13 protein-coding genes are annotated in these 15,536 nt (G+C 74.0%); 1 reads left to right on the forward strand and 12 read right to left on the reverse strand.

The window, feature by feature from the left end; all coding sequences use genetic code 11:
• Nucleotides 1-124: 124 nt before the first annotated feature.
• Complete coding sequence (locus tag ACFWBB_RS16010) at nucleotides 125-1,288, reverse strand: NADase-type glycan-binding domain-containing protein (RefSeq protein WP_385271657.1); 1,164 nt, start codon at nucleotides 1,286-1,288, stop codon at nucleotides 125-127.
• Here ACFWBB_RS16010 and ACFWBB_RS16015 point away from each other — a divergent pair.
• Nucleotides 1,281-1,592 carry a hypothetical protein gene (locus ACFWBB_RS16015; protein ID WP_385271660.1) on the forward strand — a complete coding sequence of 104 codons (312 nt, stop codon included), beginning with the start codon at nucleotides 1,281-1,283 and terminating at the stop codon, nucleotides 1,590-1,592. The genes ACFWBB_RS16010 and ACFWBB_RS16015 overlap by 8 nt on opposite strands.
• Before the next feature lie 487 nt (nucleotides 1,593-2,079).
• On the opposite strand, the gene ACFWBB_RS16020 is transcribed toward ACFWBB_RS16015, so the two are convergent.
• The 11 genes from ACFWBB_RS16020 to ACFWBB_RS16070 form a co-directional block, all read right to left on the reverse strand.
• Nucleotides 2,080-2,637, reverse strand: coding sequence for a phage tail protein (locus tag ACFWBB_RS16020; RefSeq protein ID WP_385271663.1), 558 nt, complete (start codon nucleotides 2,635-2,637; stop codon nucleotides 2,080-2,082).
• A gap of 31 nt (nucleotides 2,638-2,668) precedes the next feature.
• On the reverse strand, nucleotides 2,669-4,627 hold the full coding sequence (locus ACFWBB_RS16025; protein WP_385271665.1) for a putative baseplate assembly protein: 1,959 nt from the start codon (nucleotides 4,625-4,627) through the stop codon (nucleotides 2,669-2,671).
• Nucleotides 4,627-5,070, reverse strand: a complete 444-nt coding sequence (locus tag ACFWBB_RS16030; RefSeq protein ID WP_385271668.1) for a GPW/gp25 family protein — start codon at nucleotides 5,068-5,070, stop codon at nucleotides 4,627-4,629. Before ACFWBB_RS16030 ends, ACFWBB_RS16025 begins: the two co-directional genes overlap by 1 nt.
• 49 nt (nucleotides 5,071-5,119) lie before the next feature.
• Nucleotides 5,120-7,018, reverse strand: a complete 1,899-nt coding sequence (locus ACFWBB_RS16035) for a VgrG-related protein (protein ID WP_385271671.1) — start codon at nucleotides 7,016-7,018, stop codon at nucleotides 5,120-5,122.
• Nucleotides 7,018-7,743: a peptidase M23 gene (locus tag ACFWBB_RS16040; protein ID WP_385271674.1), complete on the reverse strand. Its 726-nt coding sequence runs from the start codon at nucleotides 7,741-7,743 to the stop codon at nucleotides 7,018-7,020. Before ACFWBB_RS16040 ends, ACFWBB_RS16035 begins: the two co-directional genes overlap by 1 nt.
• Nucleotides 7,744-7,870: 127 nt before the next feature.
• Entirely contained in the window at nucleotides 7,871-8,296 is a 426-nt protein-coding gene (locus ACFWBB_RS16045; RefSeq protein WP_093780725.1) for a phage tail protein, read from the reverse strand.
• Between the two features lie 110 nt (nucleotides 8,297-8,406).
• Complete coding sequence (locus ACFWBB_RS16050) at nucleotides 8,407-9,777, reverse strand: hypothetical protein (protein ID WP_385271678.1); 1,371 nt, start codon at nucleotides 9,775-9,777, stop codon at nucleotides 8,407-8,409.
• 2,757 nt (nucleotides 9,778-12,534) lie between these two features.
• A complete protein-coding gene (locus ACFWBB_RS16055; RefSeq protein WP_020132885.1) occupies nucleotides 12,535-12,693 on the reverse strand; it encodes a DUF6760 family protein in 159 nt (52 codons plus the stop codon).
• Nucleotides 12,690-13,220 (reverse strand): hypothetical protein, encoded by a 531-nt coding sequence (locus ACFWBB_RS16060; RefSeq protein ID WP_385271682.1) that lies wholly within the window; start codon nucleotides 13,218-13,220, stop codon nucleotides 12,690-12,692. Before ACFWBB_RS16060 ends, ACFWBB_RS16055 begins: the two co-directional genes overlap by 4 nt.
• Nucleotides 13,220-13,663, reverse strand: a complete 444-nt coding sequence (locus ACFWBB_RS16065) for a phage tail protein (RefSeq protein WP_020132887.1) — start codon at nucleotides 13,661-13,663, stop codon at nucleotides 13,220-13,222. The genes ACFWBB_RS16060 and ACFWBB_RS16065 overlap by 1 nt, the downstream gene beginning before the upstream one ends.
• A 67-nt stretch (nucleotides 13,664-13,730) precedes the next feature.
• Nucleotides 13,731-15,332, reverse strand: a complete 1,602-nt coding sequence (locus ACFWBB_RS16070) for a phage tail sheath family protein (protein WP_385271686.1) — start codon at nucleotides 15,330-15,332, stop codon at nucleotides 13,731-13,733.
• Between the last annotated feature and the right edge of the window lie 204 nt (nucleotides 15,333-15,536).

Raw genomic sequence — 15,536 nt, forward strand, 5'->3', positions numbered from 1 at the left:
AACCATAAAGAGCTTGCTTGACTTACGCAAGTACGTGCTCAGAGGGAAGGGCCCCGGGGTGACCGGAAGACATTCCTTCCGGCCACCCCGGGGCCCTGAACCACCAGGTCGGGCCGTCAGGCCGTCACGTCGCGTTGGCGCTCGACGGGCCGATGAACTCGATCTCGGCTATCGACACCTGCTTGCTCCCCGAGGCCATGTACGAGGACTCGATCGTGAAGCGGACCTTGGTGACCTCGCCCACGCGGAAGGCGCGCGGCTGGGGCCCCGCGCTCTGGTCCAGGGTGATCTCCCGGGTCGTCGTCTTGCCGTTCTTCAAGGTGATCGTCGCCTTGATGCGGTGGGGGAGCGCCGACTGGCTGAGCTGGTCGGGGCGGACCGACGTGCCCGAGGTGATGATCAGGTCCAGCAGGCGGGTCGGCTCGTCGAAGCGGGCCTCGATCCACTCGCCCTCGCCCGACTGTGAGACACCGGGACCCCACCAGGAGTTGTTGATCTTGTCGAAGGCCAGCTCCGGCTTGTGCCCCGGGTAGGAGCGCGAGGCCGCGAACGAGTCCGGGGCGACCGGGGCGCGCTTGGCGAAGTGGTCGCGGGTGGCCTGGATCGCGGCCGGTGTGTTCACGCCCGCGATGATCAGGAGGGTGAGGACGACCGCGGCGACCACCCAGCTCAGGATGCGGTCGAACGTACGGCGCAGACGCGGGCGGTCGCCGGCCCAGTGGGCCTCGCCGTTGCGGTTGAACAGGCGGCGCCACCAGGGGAGGCGGACCGAGGAACGGTCCTCCAGCGTCATGGGCATCGCGCAGCGGACGCAGAAGTGCCGGTCGGGGTTGTTGGGGGTGGCGCACCAGGGACACGCGACGCCGTGCTGCTCGCCCTGGACGGGGCCGGGCGCGCGTACCTGCGGCCGGTCCGCGACCGGCCTGCCCGGCAGGACCGGGGCCACGGACGGGGGCACGGCGGGGCGGGGCTCCGCGTCGGCGACGGGGACCAGGAGGGAGCGGGCCCGGGCGGCCATCGTGTCGCCGAGGGCGGGAGCGGGAGCGGGGGCGGCTGCCGCCGGTACGGGTGTGGTGGGGGCGGTCGCGTCGGGGGCGGGAGTGTGCGCGGGGGCCGGTGCGGTGCCTGACGGAGCGGCGGTGCCGTCCTCCGGCGGGATGACCGGCAGGGGAGTTTCCGTGGTGTCCTCGTCGTCCAGGTCGTGGTCGTCGTCGGAGGCCGGGGCGGCGGCCTGGGGAGTGGGGTCGGGTGTGGCGTGGGGCGAGGCGGATACGGCTCCGTTGTCCACCGCCGTACCGGGGACGGGGGCGGGGCGCGGGGCGCTGGTGGCGGAGGCCGCACGGGAGACCGCACCGGCCTCCGGCCGTGCGGTGCCCGACGGCTCCCCGCCGCCTTCCCCGGAGCGGTACCGGGCCCCGGAGCCACCACTGACGGCACCGGAGCCGCCACCGGCCCCGGAGCCGTACGTCGACCCCGGGCCGGAGCCCGGCCCGGACCCGTACGCCGCGTCCGTGCCGGAGCCGACCTCGGTGGCCGACCCGGATCCGTACGTGGATCCGGAGCCGGAACCCGGCGCCGTCCCGGGTCGGTGAGCGGACCCAGCGCCTGACCGGGAATCCGCCCCGGACCCGGACCCGTACGCCGACGTTGATCCGTACGCCGACCCGGAGCCGGAAGCCGACCCGGGCGCGGATCCGTATGCCGACCCGGACACGGATCCAGATCCGGACGCCGACCCGGAACTCGTCCCGGACCCAGTGCCCGTGGCGGACCCGGCGCCCGAAGCCGACCCGGCGGCCGAGCCCGACCCGGGACCGGAAGCCGACCCGGGACCGGGACCGGGACCGGAAGCGGAAGCGGACCCGGCGCCCGAAGCCGACCCGGCACCGGCAACGGGGTTCGCCCCCGGCCCCGAACCCGTTCCGGAACCCGACCCCGACCCCGAGCCCGTTCCCGTGCCCGTGCCCGCGGTGCTGCGGGCCGGGGTTCGGTCCGTCCAGCTCAGTACGGCGCCGCAGGCGTCGCAGAACGACTGGCCGGGCTCGGCCCGCGTGCCGCACTCGGCGCAGTTCTGGGTGGTCATCTCTCCGGGGTCCTTTCGGCGGCGGTCACCTTGACCGAGTACGGCATGTGGGCGGGGCGGGCGGCGGCCACGAGGGTGTCCAGGCGGTGTTCGTCCGCCGGGCCGGGGTCGGGCAGGCGGACCGTGACGTGCAGGTGCGGCCGGTGTGCGCCGGGGACCGGGCCGAGCGGGCGGGCGCTCCAGTCGGCGCCGCCGCTCTCGGAGATCTCCGGCTCCACGCCGAAGGCCAGCCGGACCGTCTCCGAGAGGCCGCGCCGGGTGCCGCGTACCCGGTGCAGGTACGCGGCCGCCGCGACGGCGGCCCGCAGCCTCCGCTCCGGTTCGGTGCCGTCGGTCTCCGCGCCGACCCAGGTCGCCAGCCACCGGGTGAAGTCGACCGGGGCGAGGGCCGGGTCGAAGTAGGCGGGCAGGCAGTCGAGGACGTTGAGGACGGGGGCCATCACCTCGTCCAGGCCCGCGACGAAGCGCTGTGCCAGATCGTCGTCGGCGAAGACGGCCGGCAGCATCCCGCCGATCGGGACCGAGGAGCCGAGTCCGTCCACCGAGCCCCTCAACGCCCCGTCTCCTTAAGTGAGTTCGCGATGCTCATGCGCCGTCCCCGATCACTCGCACCCGGTGGTCGTAGGAGAACACCAGGGCGGGGGCGGCCAGGTCGATGCGGTCGGTCGCCTCGCCGCGCTTGCCCGTCAGGGGGTCGGCGGGATGCAGCGTGACCTGGTCGACCAGTTCCACGCCCGGGACCCGCTGGAGGACGGCGAAGACCTCGCCGGACTGCACCGGACGGCCGAAGGGCCAGCCCTTGCCGTCCGCGCCGCCGGTCAGCGGGTCGAGATGGCGGTAGAGGGCGTCGTGGGCCTGGCGGCGGACGCGGTCCGTGTCGACGCCCCGGAAGGCGTGGACCGTCGCCACCACCGTCACGCCCTGGTAGTACGGCGGCCCGACGGCCAGCCTGGTGCCGATCAGGCGGCGTTCGTCGAGGTGGCGGGTGATGCGGTCCAACAGGGAGTCGCCGGGCACCAGTTGCTCGAAGCGGAGCCGTCCGCCGGGGTCCGGTACGGCCTGCGGGACCACCAACACCCGTACGGCGTAGGAGCCGTGCTCGTTAGGTTCGCCCTCCAGACAGGTGATACGGGCGGTCTCGGGGGCGGCGCGGCGGGCCAGTTCCTCGTAGTCGCGCAGGGTCACGGCCCGCTCCTGGGCACGCAGGGTGATCGGCGCGCGGAGCTTCGCCTCCTCCACCGTCTCGCCGTCGACCCCGCCGCGCGCGGCCTCCCGGTTGACGACCTCCGAGACGTACGGGACGGAGGTGCGCAGCACCTGGACCGCGCCCCGGGCCACGTTGCCGGCCCGGCCGCCGCCCGTGCGGTAGCGGCGGGCCCGGATGACCGAGCCCTTGGCGGGGACGGCGCCGTACTGGCGGAGTCTGCCGTCGGGTTCGCGGACGGACGGGCCGAAGGCGATCTCGCCGGTGGCCGCGTCGAGGGTGACATGGCGGTCGTCGGGGCCGGAGGCGGCGAAGTGCGGCACTACCTGCCAGTCGATCCAGCCCTCGTGCTCGGCGGTCTGGAGCAGGAGCGGCGGGTCGTCGCCGACCACGGGCGCGTGCGCGAGGCCGACGTGCTGGCCGGGCAGGCCCGTGGACTCGCCGAGGGCCTCGTCGTAGACGGTCTCGGCGTGCACGGCGGGGGCGGTGCCGCCGACCGTGAAGACCTCGGCGGAGCGCACGGTCGGGGAGGTGGTGTAGAAGGGCTGGGCGGGCAGGGGCTCGGTGACCCGGCAGCGCAGCCAGCCGGCCTCCTGGCCGCCGGAGCGGGACAGGACGTGGCCGCCGGTGATGTGCAGGACGACCTCGCCGGGGCGGTTGAGCCCGCCGGTGCCGTCGCGGTCGATCTCGCACTCCTGCCAGCCGTCCTCGGTCCACGCCTCCCAGACGAGCGGGGGCTGGCGCGGGTCGACGCCGACACCGTCGACGCGGCTGTCCAGTTCCAGGACCACCGCGCAGTGCGGGACGGCCGCGCTCAGGCCGAACAGCATGCAGTCGCCGGGCTGCGGCGCCTCGGCGAAGCAGAGCAGGTCCTTGCCCTCGGTGAGGTCGCTGGTCCGGTCGGTGACCGGCTCGCCCCGGTGCTGCACGACCAGGTGGCGCAACCGGCTGGGCACGACGTCGAGTTCGCGCTCCGTGGCGAAGACGACCGCTTCCTCGCTCTCCGTGCGGACCGTCGCCACCTCGGTGCCCACCGGCAGGAGGACCGGCTCGTCCTGCGGCGCGGACAGCCAGAAGGTCACCTCCGTGCGGGCGGCCGACGGCGGGAAGAGCCGGATGCCGACCAGGTCCAGGAAGGCAAGGTGGTTCTTGTCGGGGACGCGGTTGAGGCGGTAGACGATCTGGTCTGCCATGTGGGCGACCGTCTCGACGAGCGTCACGCCCGGGTCGGAGACGTTGTGGTCGGTCCATTCCGGTGCGCGCTGCTGGATGTAGCGCTTGGCGTCGTCGACGAACTGCTGGAAGCGGCGGTCGTCCAGGTTCGGGGAGGGCAGGGCCATCAGCGGTCGCTTTCGGAAGCCGTGCCGGACGGGCCGGGAAGACCCGGCTCGTCATGGGACGGAATGACGTAGAAGGGGAAGACGAGACTGCGCGGATTGTTGGTGCCGCGGATCGCGTAGCGGACGTCGATGAAGAGCACGCCCTGTTCGGCGCCGGCGGTGACCTCGACGTCGGTGACCTCGATGCGCGGCTCCCAGCGGTCCAGGCTGGTGTACACCTCGTGCTGGATGCGCCCGGCGGTCGCCTCGTTGACCGGGGCGAAGACCAGGTCGTGGATGGCGCAGCCGTACTCTGGGCGCATGGGACGTTCGCCCGGCGAGGTGGCGAGGATCAGCCGGATGGCCTCCTCGATCTCGCGCTCCCCGCTGACCAGGGCGATGCCCCCGGTGGGGCCGATACGGAGGGGGAACGCCCAGCCCGATCCGACGAATTGCTCGGCCATCAGAGGGCCACCTGCCTTTTCCTGATTCTCACGGCGTGCGGTCTGCGCGTCACGGCAGCGGGTACGGCTTGGCGTTGACCATGACCACGCCCTGGAGCATGAGGGTCGCGGCCCGGATGCCCACGTTGGCGGTGGAGTTGATCTGGACGGCGGCGCCCGCGCTGAACGTGGCGGCGCCGCCCGCCTTGAGGTTGAGCAGGCCCGCCGCGTCCACCGACACCATGCCCGTCATCGACCTGATGTTGACCAGGTTGCCCCGCAGGGTGATGGAGCCGCCGCTTCGGATGGCGATGTTGCGGCCCGCGGTGAGGGTGAGGTCGGTGCCCGCCTTGACGGACACCGAGCGGCTGCCCGTGATGCTGACGGTGCCCTTGCTGTCGACGGTGATCTCGGTCTGCGCCCGGTCCAGATTGATGACGAGCTTGTCGTCGCCGCTCGTCAGCCGCACGCCCTGTTTGCCGCCGACGCGCTGGCTGAGCAGGTCCACCCGGTTGCCTTCGCGGTCGGACAGGGTGTGCCGGGAGGCGCGCTGCCGGGCGCCGTCGTGCAGGGGCACGTCCTTGACCGGGGTCGGCTTGTCCCTGCCGTTGTAGAGGCCGCCGATGACGTACGGGTGGTCCAGGGCGCCCCGGTCGAAGCCGACCAGCACCTCGTCGCCGACGTCGAGGGGGAAGATCGAGCCGCCGCGCTTGCCGCCCCACTGCACCACGCGCGTCCAGTCGCTGACGTAGGCGTCGTCGAGCCAGGGGAACTGGAGCTTGACGCGTCCCTGCCTGAGCGGGTCCCCCACGTCGGTGACCAGGGCATTGGCGGTGCCGGGGAGGTTCAGGCCGTTGGTGCCGCCGCCGCCGGAGGTGAGCCCGTACAGGGACCGCCACTGGCGCCCGCTGACCGTGACCCAGGCCTCGTAGTGCTTGCCGTCGCCGAAGACGTGCCGTACGGAGGTGGCGGTGTACTTGCCCTCGAAGGGAGCGCCCACGTCGGCGAGGGTGACGGGCAGGCCGGGGCGGAGCTTCGGGGTGCCGCGCGCGATGACCTCGAGCTCGGCGAAGGAGCCCGTGACGTCGTCGGCGAGCGCTTCCGCGGCGAACTTCACCTCCGACTGCCGGTCGTACGGCGTCTGCGCGTCCACCAGCTTGGCCGGCTTGAACTTGGCGGCGGCCTCACCGGGGGTGGTGCCGATGCTGATGCCGGGGTTGGTCTTGGCGGGCGCGGTCGCGGTGAGCGCCTTCTTGGTCGTCACGTCCCAGCCGCGCGCCTCGACGGTTCCGACCTGCTCGGCGGCGGTGACGGCGGCGCGCAGCCGGAGGATGTCGGTGCCGGCCTCGAGGACGAAGGGGCTCTTGTCGCCGGGGGTGGAGGTGGGCGGCGCGCCGGACGCCGGGTCCGGCTTGACGAACTGGAACTTGCCCTTGGCGTCGACGGACATGACCATCTCGTTCTCGTCGGCCAGCCGGGCGAGGAAGTCCCAGTCGGTGACGTTGGCCTGGCTGATGAACTCGTAGACGGTCTTCGTGGACTGGATCTTCCCGACCGGAACGCCGGCCTGGGCGGCCAGCTTGCGGGCGATGTCGGAGGCGCTCTGGTTGCGGTACGCGGCGACGCGGCGCTGGCGCATCAGACGGTGGCCGAAGTCGTAGCCGCGGATGACGGTGAAGGTGCCGGTGCCGTCGTAGTCGACCTCCAGGCCGCACACCTCGCCGGTCAGGAGCGGATCGGCGGCGCCCTTGCCGTCGGCGATCGGGGCCAGGACCACAGGCGTGCCGAACTTCACGCGCAGCTTGCCGAGGACCTGGTGGTAGGGGTCGCGGAAGGTGAGCCGGAAGGCGGCCGGCACGCCGAGGCCCTGGTCGACCCAGCCCTCGACGAGGAGCGGGGCGACGGTGGCGGGCAGGGGGTCGCCGCCCAGGGTGACCTGGATGACGCTGGAGAACGCGGACTGGACCACTAGTGGCGCACCTCCTCGGCGGCCGGCAGGACCAGCTCGATGCCGGTCGGCAGCCGGGAGGGGTCGTCGATGCCGTTGACCTCGGCGATGGACCGCCAGGCGGCGGCGTCGCCGTACTCGCGCCAGGCCAGGGACTGGAGGGAGTCCCCGGCGACGACCCGGTGCACGCGCTGCGCGGTGAGGGCGCCGGAGGTCGGGTTCTGGCCCTTGGTCTTGCTGGGGATCTCGTGCAGACGCACCTGGCAGGTGGCCCGGATCGGGACGCCGGTGGTGCCGAAGAGGGAGTACGTGACGTCGATGCTGCTGACGTAGGCGGTGAAGCGGGCCGTGGAGAACGAGCCCCACTGGAACACCACCCACGGCGGCGAGGGCTGCTTGGCGGCGATGCTCTTGGTGGTGACCTCGCAGCACTCCAGCAGCGACTCGACCTTCTTCAGCACGGAGTTGCTGCCGGGCTGGTCCGAGGTGTCGAGGAAGATCTCGACGGTCATCTCGCGGGGCTCCGGGCCCATGAACTCCGGTACCGAGCCGTCCCGGACGGCCGCCGTGGGGGTGACCTTCCACTGGGCCCGGCGGCCGAGCTGGAGCTGTGACGGGTTGAAGTCGAACCCGAAGGACTTGATCAGCCCGCCGGGGGTCGTGCTCGTGCCCACCGGCGGCTCGTGGATCGCGAGGGTGGCACGGACCAGGCTCTTGCCGGCGCCGCCTTTGCTTCCCTTGGCCATGGCTTGTACTCCCTGCCTAGTCCTGGTCCTGGTCCTGCTGCTCTGGTCCTGCTGTTCGCGTCGTGCTGCTCAGGCCTGTTGATCGCGTCCCGCCGCTCAGGTCCTGGGCTGCCGAGGTCCTGTCCGGTCAGTCCGTGAAGCCGTGGTGGGTGATCTCCAGGACCTCCGTGGCCACACCCGGGCTGTCCGGGCTGAGGGACGGCCCCTGCCAGCTGACCGGCAGCACGTCGATGAGGCCCCACCGGGCGACCTCCGAACCGTCCGCGCGCAGCGCCGCGATCTGCGCGGTCGGCCGGGTCACGCCCGTGGTGACCGAGGAGATCCACTTGGCGACCTTGGTGGTGTCCGGGGTGAGAGGACGGGTCAGCCGGATCGTGGAGAACGTGACCCGGGAGGGCAGCTGCCAGACGAAGCCGTTGTTGCCGCCCTCCTGGCGGTGCTCGATCTCCACCTGGGACGAGAGCCCCTCACACCCGTTGAAGTAGCCGAGGCTCTCGCCGTCGATGGTCAGGGTGAAGAAGATGGTTGAGCCGGGGTCGAGATCGGACGGCATCGGGAGCCTGGCCTTTCTGGGAGAGGGGCGGCGGGGGCGGCCAGTGGCCTGGGGGCAGGGCTCTGGGGTCAGGACTGTGGGGTCAGGACTGTGGGGTCAGGGGTCAGGGGTCAGTGGCGGGGGTCGCGGAGTCTGCCGACGCGCTCGCGGTCGAGCCGCAGTTCGGTGCGCAGCAGACGGGTGATGCGGCCGGTCAGGCGGTGCGTCAGCTCGTCGAGCTGGAAGTCGGTGAGCGCGCGGGGATCGAAGCCGGGCTGCGCCTTCGCGGGAACCGGGTCCGTCGCACCCCGGTCGGCGCCGAGCGGGGCGTCGGGGAGCGGACCGGCGGCGGCACGGGGCGTCTTCGGCGGTGCGGGAGGCGGTGGGGCGGCGCGCCGCTGGACCACGGGAGTGGGGGGCACGGGCGGTGCGGGCAGCGGCCGCGCGGCGACCGCCGGGACCGGGAGCGGGACCGGCGACCCCTGGGCCGACGGTGCGGTCGGGATCGCGGGACGTACGGGGCCGGTGGCCGCCGACACCGGGGCGGACAGCGGCCGTCGCTGGACGACGGGGGGCACGGAGGTGGTCGGATGGTACGGGGAGACGAGCCCGCCCGGGACCGACGGGGCTGCGGACGCGGGCGCAGCACCGGGAGCCGGCGCAGGACCGAGGTCGGGGGCGGGGGCGGAGGCGGAGGTTGGCGTCGGGTAGGGGCGGGCCACGGGTCGGCCCGCGGCCGTGCCGGGCACGCCGGGAGCCGTCCGGCGCAATGGCACGGGGGCCTTGACCGCGCTGCGCTGCACGGCGGACGGGGTGCTCCCGGACGACGGGGACACCGGGGGCCCGCCGGCGAGGGAGACGGGGCGCAGAGGGTGCCCGGCTCCGGTCGTCGTGGTGGGGCGGACCGTGCGCGGGACGAAGCCGGAGCTTACGGGGGCGGCGGTGAGGCTGTGCGGCAGCGGGGCCGCCGGACCGTGTGCGGGCGTGCCGGTGGCGGTGCCGGTGCTGTGGCCGGACGCGGACGCGGGGGTGGGGACCGGGAGTGCGGGAGCGCCGGGTGTCGCGGTGCTGCGTTGTACCGCGGGAGACGGGAGCGGAGGGCGCCCCGAGGAGGCGGCGGTGACGGCTCCGGGGCCCGCCGTCGTACGGGGGGCGGGGCTCGGTGGCGCGAGCGGGATGCCGCTCGGCGCGTCGAGGGGCGTGGCGTCGGCGGGGCGGGAGGAGAGGGGGGCGCCCAGCGCCGGGCGGGCGGACGCGGGGCGCGAGGGCTGCCCGGTGGCGGCGACCGGCAGGGCGGCACGCTGGACCGGGGCGCCCAGGGGAGTGGCACGCTGAAGGGCGGGCAGCGGTTCGGTCCGCGCACCCGGGGCGCCGTGGGCGGCCGCGGCGGCGGGGAGCGCACCGACGGGGGCCGGTGTCGCGGGGACCGGTGTCGTGGGGGCCGGTGTCGTGCGGGACGCCGGGGTGGCGGTGGTGCCGGGTGCGGGAGCCGTCGGACCCACCGAGGACGCGTTCGACGGTGTCGTCGGATGCGATCGACCCGGGGGAGGGTTCTTCGTGGGGGCCCCGAGGCCCACGCGACGCGGGGCGGCGGCCGTACCGGAGGGGGCCCGCTGGACGCTCGTCGCGGAAGCGGAAGCGGAAGCGGAAGCGGGTGCGGGCGCGACCGGGGACGTGGTCCTGGGCGCGCGAGGGGCCACCGAACCAGGGTCGGACGCCGGGGAGTTGGCGACGGGCCGCGACGGGAGCGCCGGGCCTGCGCCTGTCGGCACCGAACCACTGGGCACCGGACCGATGGGCACCGAACCGCTCGGCACCGAAGCACTGGGCACCGAACCGCTCGGCGCCGGACCGCCTGCGCCGCTCACAGGGCGGGCGGTACCCGGGGCGGGGTGCGCCGGCGGGGTGACCGAAACGGGGGCGGCCACCGCACGTTGCACGTCGGTGGACGGCGTACGAGCGCCGGTGGGCGGGACCGGGATCGGGTCCGGGCCCTGCGTCGAGTTCGGCCTCGGCGTCGGGGCTGCGCCCGAGGTGAAGCCGGGGTCCGAGGGCGGGGTGGTCGCCGCGCGCTGGACTCCGGGGGCGGACGTACGGCCACCAGCAGTTGAGGACGGGGCGGGGCCGGGTGCCGGGCCCGAGGACGGTGACGTCGCCGCTCGTTGCACGGGCAGGGCCGGTGCGCTGCCACCATCACCGGAGCCCGCGGTGGGGCCCGGCACCGAGGCGGCACCGGCACCGGCACCGGCGCCCGAAGTCGGGGCTGCGGCCGCCCGCCGCACGTCGGGGATCGACGCGGGGCCACCACTGATCGAGGACGAGCCGGGGCCCGAGGCCGGACCCGGCGTAGTTGCCGCCCGTTGCACGCTGGGGGACGACGTACGACCGCCACCACCGGAAGCCGATCCGGGCCGAGTGGGCGAACCGGGGCCGGCGCTCGGGACGGAGGCGGAGCCGGAGCCATGGGCCGTCGCAGAACCGGAGCCGGAAGGGGAGCCCGGGATGCGGGCGGAGCCGGAACCGGAAGGGGAGATCGGGATGCTGCCGGAACCGGAGCCGGAACTGCGTTCGGCCGACGGCCCGTTGGGGCTGTCGGCGCTGGAAGTGGAGCTTGTGCGGGGGGCGAGGCGTCTGCTCACGGGGACCGGCGTGGCCCCTTCGGAGCGCGGGGTGGTCGCGGCGGGTGGACCGTGGGTGGGTGTGGGCGACACGTCACCCGCAGCTCCGCCGGGACGCCCCTGGCCCGCGCCCGGCCGGGGAACGGCGGGACCGCTGCCCGGGGTCCGCGTGCCCGTGCCCCCGGGTGTCCCACCGGGTGAGGAGGAAGGTGCCGTACGCGCCGGAACGGCACGCTGCACGCTGTGCCCGGCGCCCGGCGCAGGGGAACCGGCGGGAGCGGCCGACGGAGTCCTCGCGACCCCCGACGCACCTTCCGACGCCGAACCGCCCGACACCGTCGGTGACTTCGCCGACGACGGCGGGGCTGAACCGGTCGGCACGGCGGGCACGGCGGGCACGGCGGGCGTGGCGCCGCCCACCGCCGACGGGCCGGGAGTCGTACCGACCTCACCCGTGCCAGGTACCGCTCGCTGTACTCGTACCGGGTCGCCGCCGGCCGCCGAGCCCTCGTGCCGGGGCACCGCTCGCTGGAGTCCGACAGGTGGGTGGGAAGCCGTACGGGCCGTCCCAACAGCGGAGTCGGCGCCGGTCGTCGTGCTCGTACTCGTACTCGTACTCGTGCTCGTGGCCACCGTGGAACTCCCGGCGGCGGTCGGGGCCCGTCGCGGGCCGGGAGCGGGTTCCTTGCCGGTCGCCGGGCTTGCGCCGTCGGTGCCGGTACCCCGGCCGGAGCCCTGGGCGGAACCGCTCCCGGCAGACGGCGACGGAGCCGGGGTCGCAGAGGTGGCCGGGGACGCCGGCCGGGCAGGCAGGCTGCGTCGCTGTACCGGCGCCGCCATGGACCGCGTCAACGGGGCCGGACCCGTTGACGGGACCGGGTTCGCCGGGGACACCCGGATGCCCCGTGACCGTTGGGCGGCAGCGGGAGTGGACGGCTGCGTCGGTCGCGACGGCACCACGGGCACCGGGGACGCGACCGGCGGAACCGGAGCCGCCGCTGTCGCGGAAGGCGTCGGGTACGCGGCGGTGGCGGGCCCGGACGGCAGCGGCGCGGCACCCGGCCCAACCGAACCCGAAGCAGCCGCACCCGAAGCAGCCGCACCCGGCGCAGCCGCACCCGAAGCAGCCGCACCCGGAGCAGCCGCAGCAGCCGGACGAGGACCGGTCGCCGGGGACGTGGGTACGGCTCGTTGAAGGGGTGTCGGCCGGGGCGGCGCGACCGCCCGCTCCGGTTCCGCGGAGGGCGGAGCCGCCCGCAGGCTGCTCATCGAGCCGCCCGGCGCCGCGTCCAGCACCGCGCGGAAGCCCGTACCGGTGAAGGAGGGGTTCTGCCAGGTGGCCAGCCGGCCGCCGAATCCGGCGTCCGCGACACCCGAGGTCCCCCCGGCCGCCGCACGCTGGATGGGCGGAAGCGTCGGCCAGGCGGCCGTGACGACGCGGGGCGCCGCACCGGCGCCACTCGCCGGAACCTGAGCCGAACCGCCGGCGCCCGCGGACGACGTACCACCAGGGCCGACGGCCGACGACCCGACGGCCGACGACCCGACGGCCGACGACCCGTCCGGCGACGCACCCGCGCCACCCCCGCGCCCGCCTTCGTCCCCGCGTCGGCCCCGCAACCGTTCCATGAACCCCATGGCTCAGCCCTCCGCCCCGCCCCGGGTCACCAGGGAAGCGATCTGGTCGGCGTAACGGCGCCGGTCGTGGTGTTCCAGGTCCAGGATCTCGTCCTGGCCCCAGTGGAAGTGGTAGGCGACGTACGCGATCTCCTCGTGCAGCCGGTCGGTCGCGTACGTCACGATTCCCCCAGGCGGCTCCCGCCGAGTTCCACCTCGAAGGGCTCCGAGCAGTGGGGGCACTGCACCGAGGCGCGGGTGTGCCCCTCGGCGTTGACCTGGCGGTAGAAGTCCTGGAGGAACGCCAGGTCGGAGGCGAACATGTTCTCCACGACGCCGTCGTGGACCAGGGGGAGGCTGCCGAGCCGGGTGATGACCCGGCCCAGCAGCACCACCGACAGGTACGCCGGGTTCTCCTGGACGCGGATGTCCCGGAGCGGGACGAGTTCGTCCCGCGCCGTCGCCAGCCGCATCACGCCGTCGCGGTGGACCGTGCCCGCGTCGTCGACGTAACCGCGCGGCAGCTCGAAGGGGAACTCCGTCTGGAGCCGGTACGCCGCCGGAGCCGGGGCGGCAGCCGCACCCGGCGCGGAGAACGCGGACGCGGACCCGGTCCCGGTTCCGGACGTGGATTCGGGCACGGCGGTGGCCGGGAGCGCCTCCTGCGGCTCCCCGCTCGCCGCCGCCGCCCGGACAGCCGTGCGCCGCATTACTCGATGACCAGTTCTTCGAACGTGATCGTCACGGTCTCGGTCAGCGCGGAGGCCTCGCCGGCCTTCACCGAGCTGGTGTCGATCTTGCTGCACCAGGCGTTGCGCATGTTGTACCGCTTGACCGGGTTGTTCTGGTAGTCCATCACCATGATCGTGGCGTTCTTGCGGGCGGTGCCCATCACGCCGTTGATCGACTCGGTGATCCACTGGTTGAACGCCGCGGACTGGGTCATGCCGCGCACGACCGTGCAGGTGCCCGCCTTCTTCACGCCGGGCAGCTTCTTGGTGACGGGCTTGCCCTGCGCGGAGACCTGCTGGTACTCGATGACGTCCTGTTCGAGGCTGAGGCCGCTGACCTCGGCGAGGTACTCGACCATCACGCCGTCGATCTGGAGGCCGAAATTGTGTGAAGTTAGGGCGTCACCCGGCTGGAGACTCATCTGGCTTTCCTTCTAGGTGTGGTGCGGAGGGCGGTACGGGGGTGGAGCGGAGGGGCCTGCGCCCCGCCTACTCCTCCAGCTCCCCGTTGCCGCTGGAGAACTGGGCCAGCCGGAAGATCACGAATTCGGCGGGCTTGACCGGTGCGATGCCGATCTCGCAGATCACACGGCCGAGGTCGACCGACTCCGGAGGGTTGGACTCCTCGTCACACTTGACGTAGTACGCCTCCTCGGGGCGGGCGCCGAACAGCGCGCCCGCGCGCCACTCGTTCACGAGGAACGCCGAGACGTTGCGCCGGATCCGGGCCCACAGGGCGTGGTCGTTCGGCTCGAACACCACCCACTGGGTGCCGATCAGGATCGACTCCTCCAGGTAGTTGAAGTACCGGCGGACGTTCAGGTAGCGCCAGGCCGGGTCGGAGGAGAGGGTGCGGGCGCCCCAGATGCGGATGCCCCGGCCCGGGAACGCCCGGATGCAGTTCACGCCGATCGGGTTGAGCAGGTCCTGCTCACCGCGCGTGATCTGGATCTCCAGGTCCACCGCGCCGCGCACGACCTCGTTCGCGGGGGCCTTGTGGACACCGCGCTCGGAGTCGTTGCGGGCCCACACACCGGCCACGTGACCGCTCGGCGGGATCAGCCGGGCCTTGCCCGCGGCCGGGTCGAAGGCCTTGATCCACGGGTAGTACAGCGCCGCGTACTTGGAGTCGTAACCGGCCGTCTCCTGGCGCCAGACGCGGATCTGACGGGCGTTGAGGCCGGGCGGCGGGTCGATGATGGCGACGCGGTCGCCCATCAGCTCGCAGTGTGCGATCAGACCCAGCTGGACGGCCTTGACGGACTCCAGGTCGATCGCGCCGCGCTGGTAGGCGGCCATCAGGTCGGGCACCGCGACCATGGACACCTCGTCGACGGCCTCCAGGCCGCCGAAGCCGGTGCGGTCCGAGCTGTCGCCCAGGTACTGCGCGGGGCCGACGGGCTGCGCGGCCTCGACCGCACCGGTGGCGCCGGCCGGCGCCCCGGCGGGCGGGGTGGCCAGCGCGACCGTCTGGTTGTCGGGGCGGGCGAGCTGCGCGGCGGGCGCGGCCTCGGCCACGGTGATGAGCTTGGAGCGCTCCTTGACCTGGGTGACGACGTAGGAGCGGTTGCCCTTCTTCGCCGACACGTCGAACGTCTCGACGGCCTTGTCGCCGTCCTTGACGATCAGCTTGAAGCGCTCGGCAGGGCCTTCGCCCTCCGCGTCCGCTACCTCGACGCTCAGCGGGCCGCCGCTCTCGCCCGGCGCCACGGCCGTCACCGTGAACGTGCCGAGCTGCTTCGGCTCACCGGCCGGCAGGGCGGCGGGCGCGGCACCGGAACCGGTCACCGCGGCGGGCGACCGGTCGTCCCCGGCGGCACCGGCCGCGGAACCGCCGACGCGGACGACGTACGCCGCCGAGCCGCCGTTGTTGAAGAACCCGTAGACGGAGTGTGCCAGGTAGTAGCCGTCGGTGAAGTCACCGAACGCGGCCACGTACTGGGTCCAGTTGGTCACCAGGGTCGGCTCGTTGAGTGGGCCGGTCGGGGCGAGCCCGACGAAGGCCGCCACCGAGGTGCCCACCCCCTCGATCGGGCGGGAGCCGCTGGCCACCTCCTCGACGTATACGCCGGGCGACAGGTAGGACGGCATGCTGTGCTCTCCTCGGGGTACGCGTCAGGACGTCTTTCACCGTCACGCGCGAAGCGCGTCCGTCGAAACGGCTTCCGGTGCACGGTTCGGGGCACGGCTCCTGCCCTCGGGGGCAGTGCGGGCCGCCGGGACGGGCCCGCACCGTCCCCCCGTCCGGCCGGTGCGCCCTCGTCGGTACCGGCCCGGCGGTGTCCCGGCCGGGGG

The sequence above is a fragment of the Streptomyces sp. NPDC060000 genome, assembly GCF_042737375.1.
GTDB lineage: Bacteria > Actinomycetota > Actinomycetes > Streptomycetales > Streptomycetaceae > Streptomyces.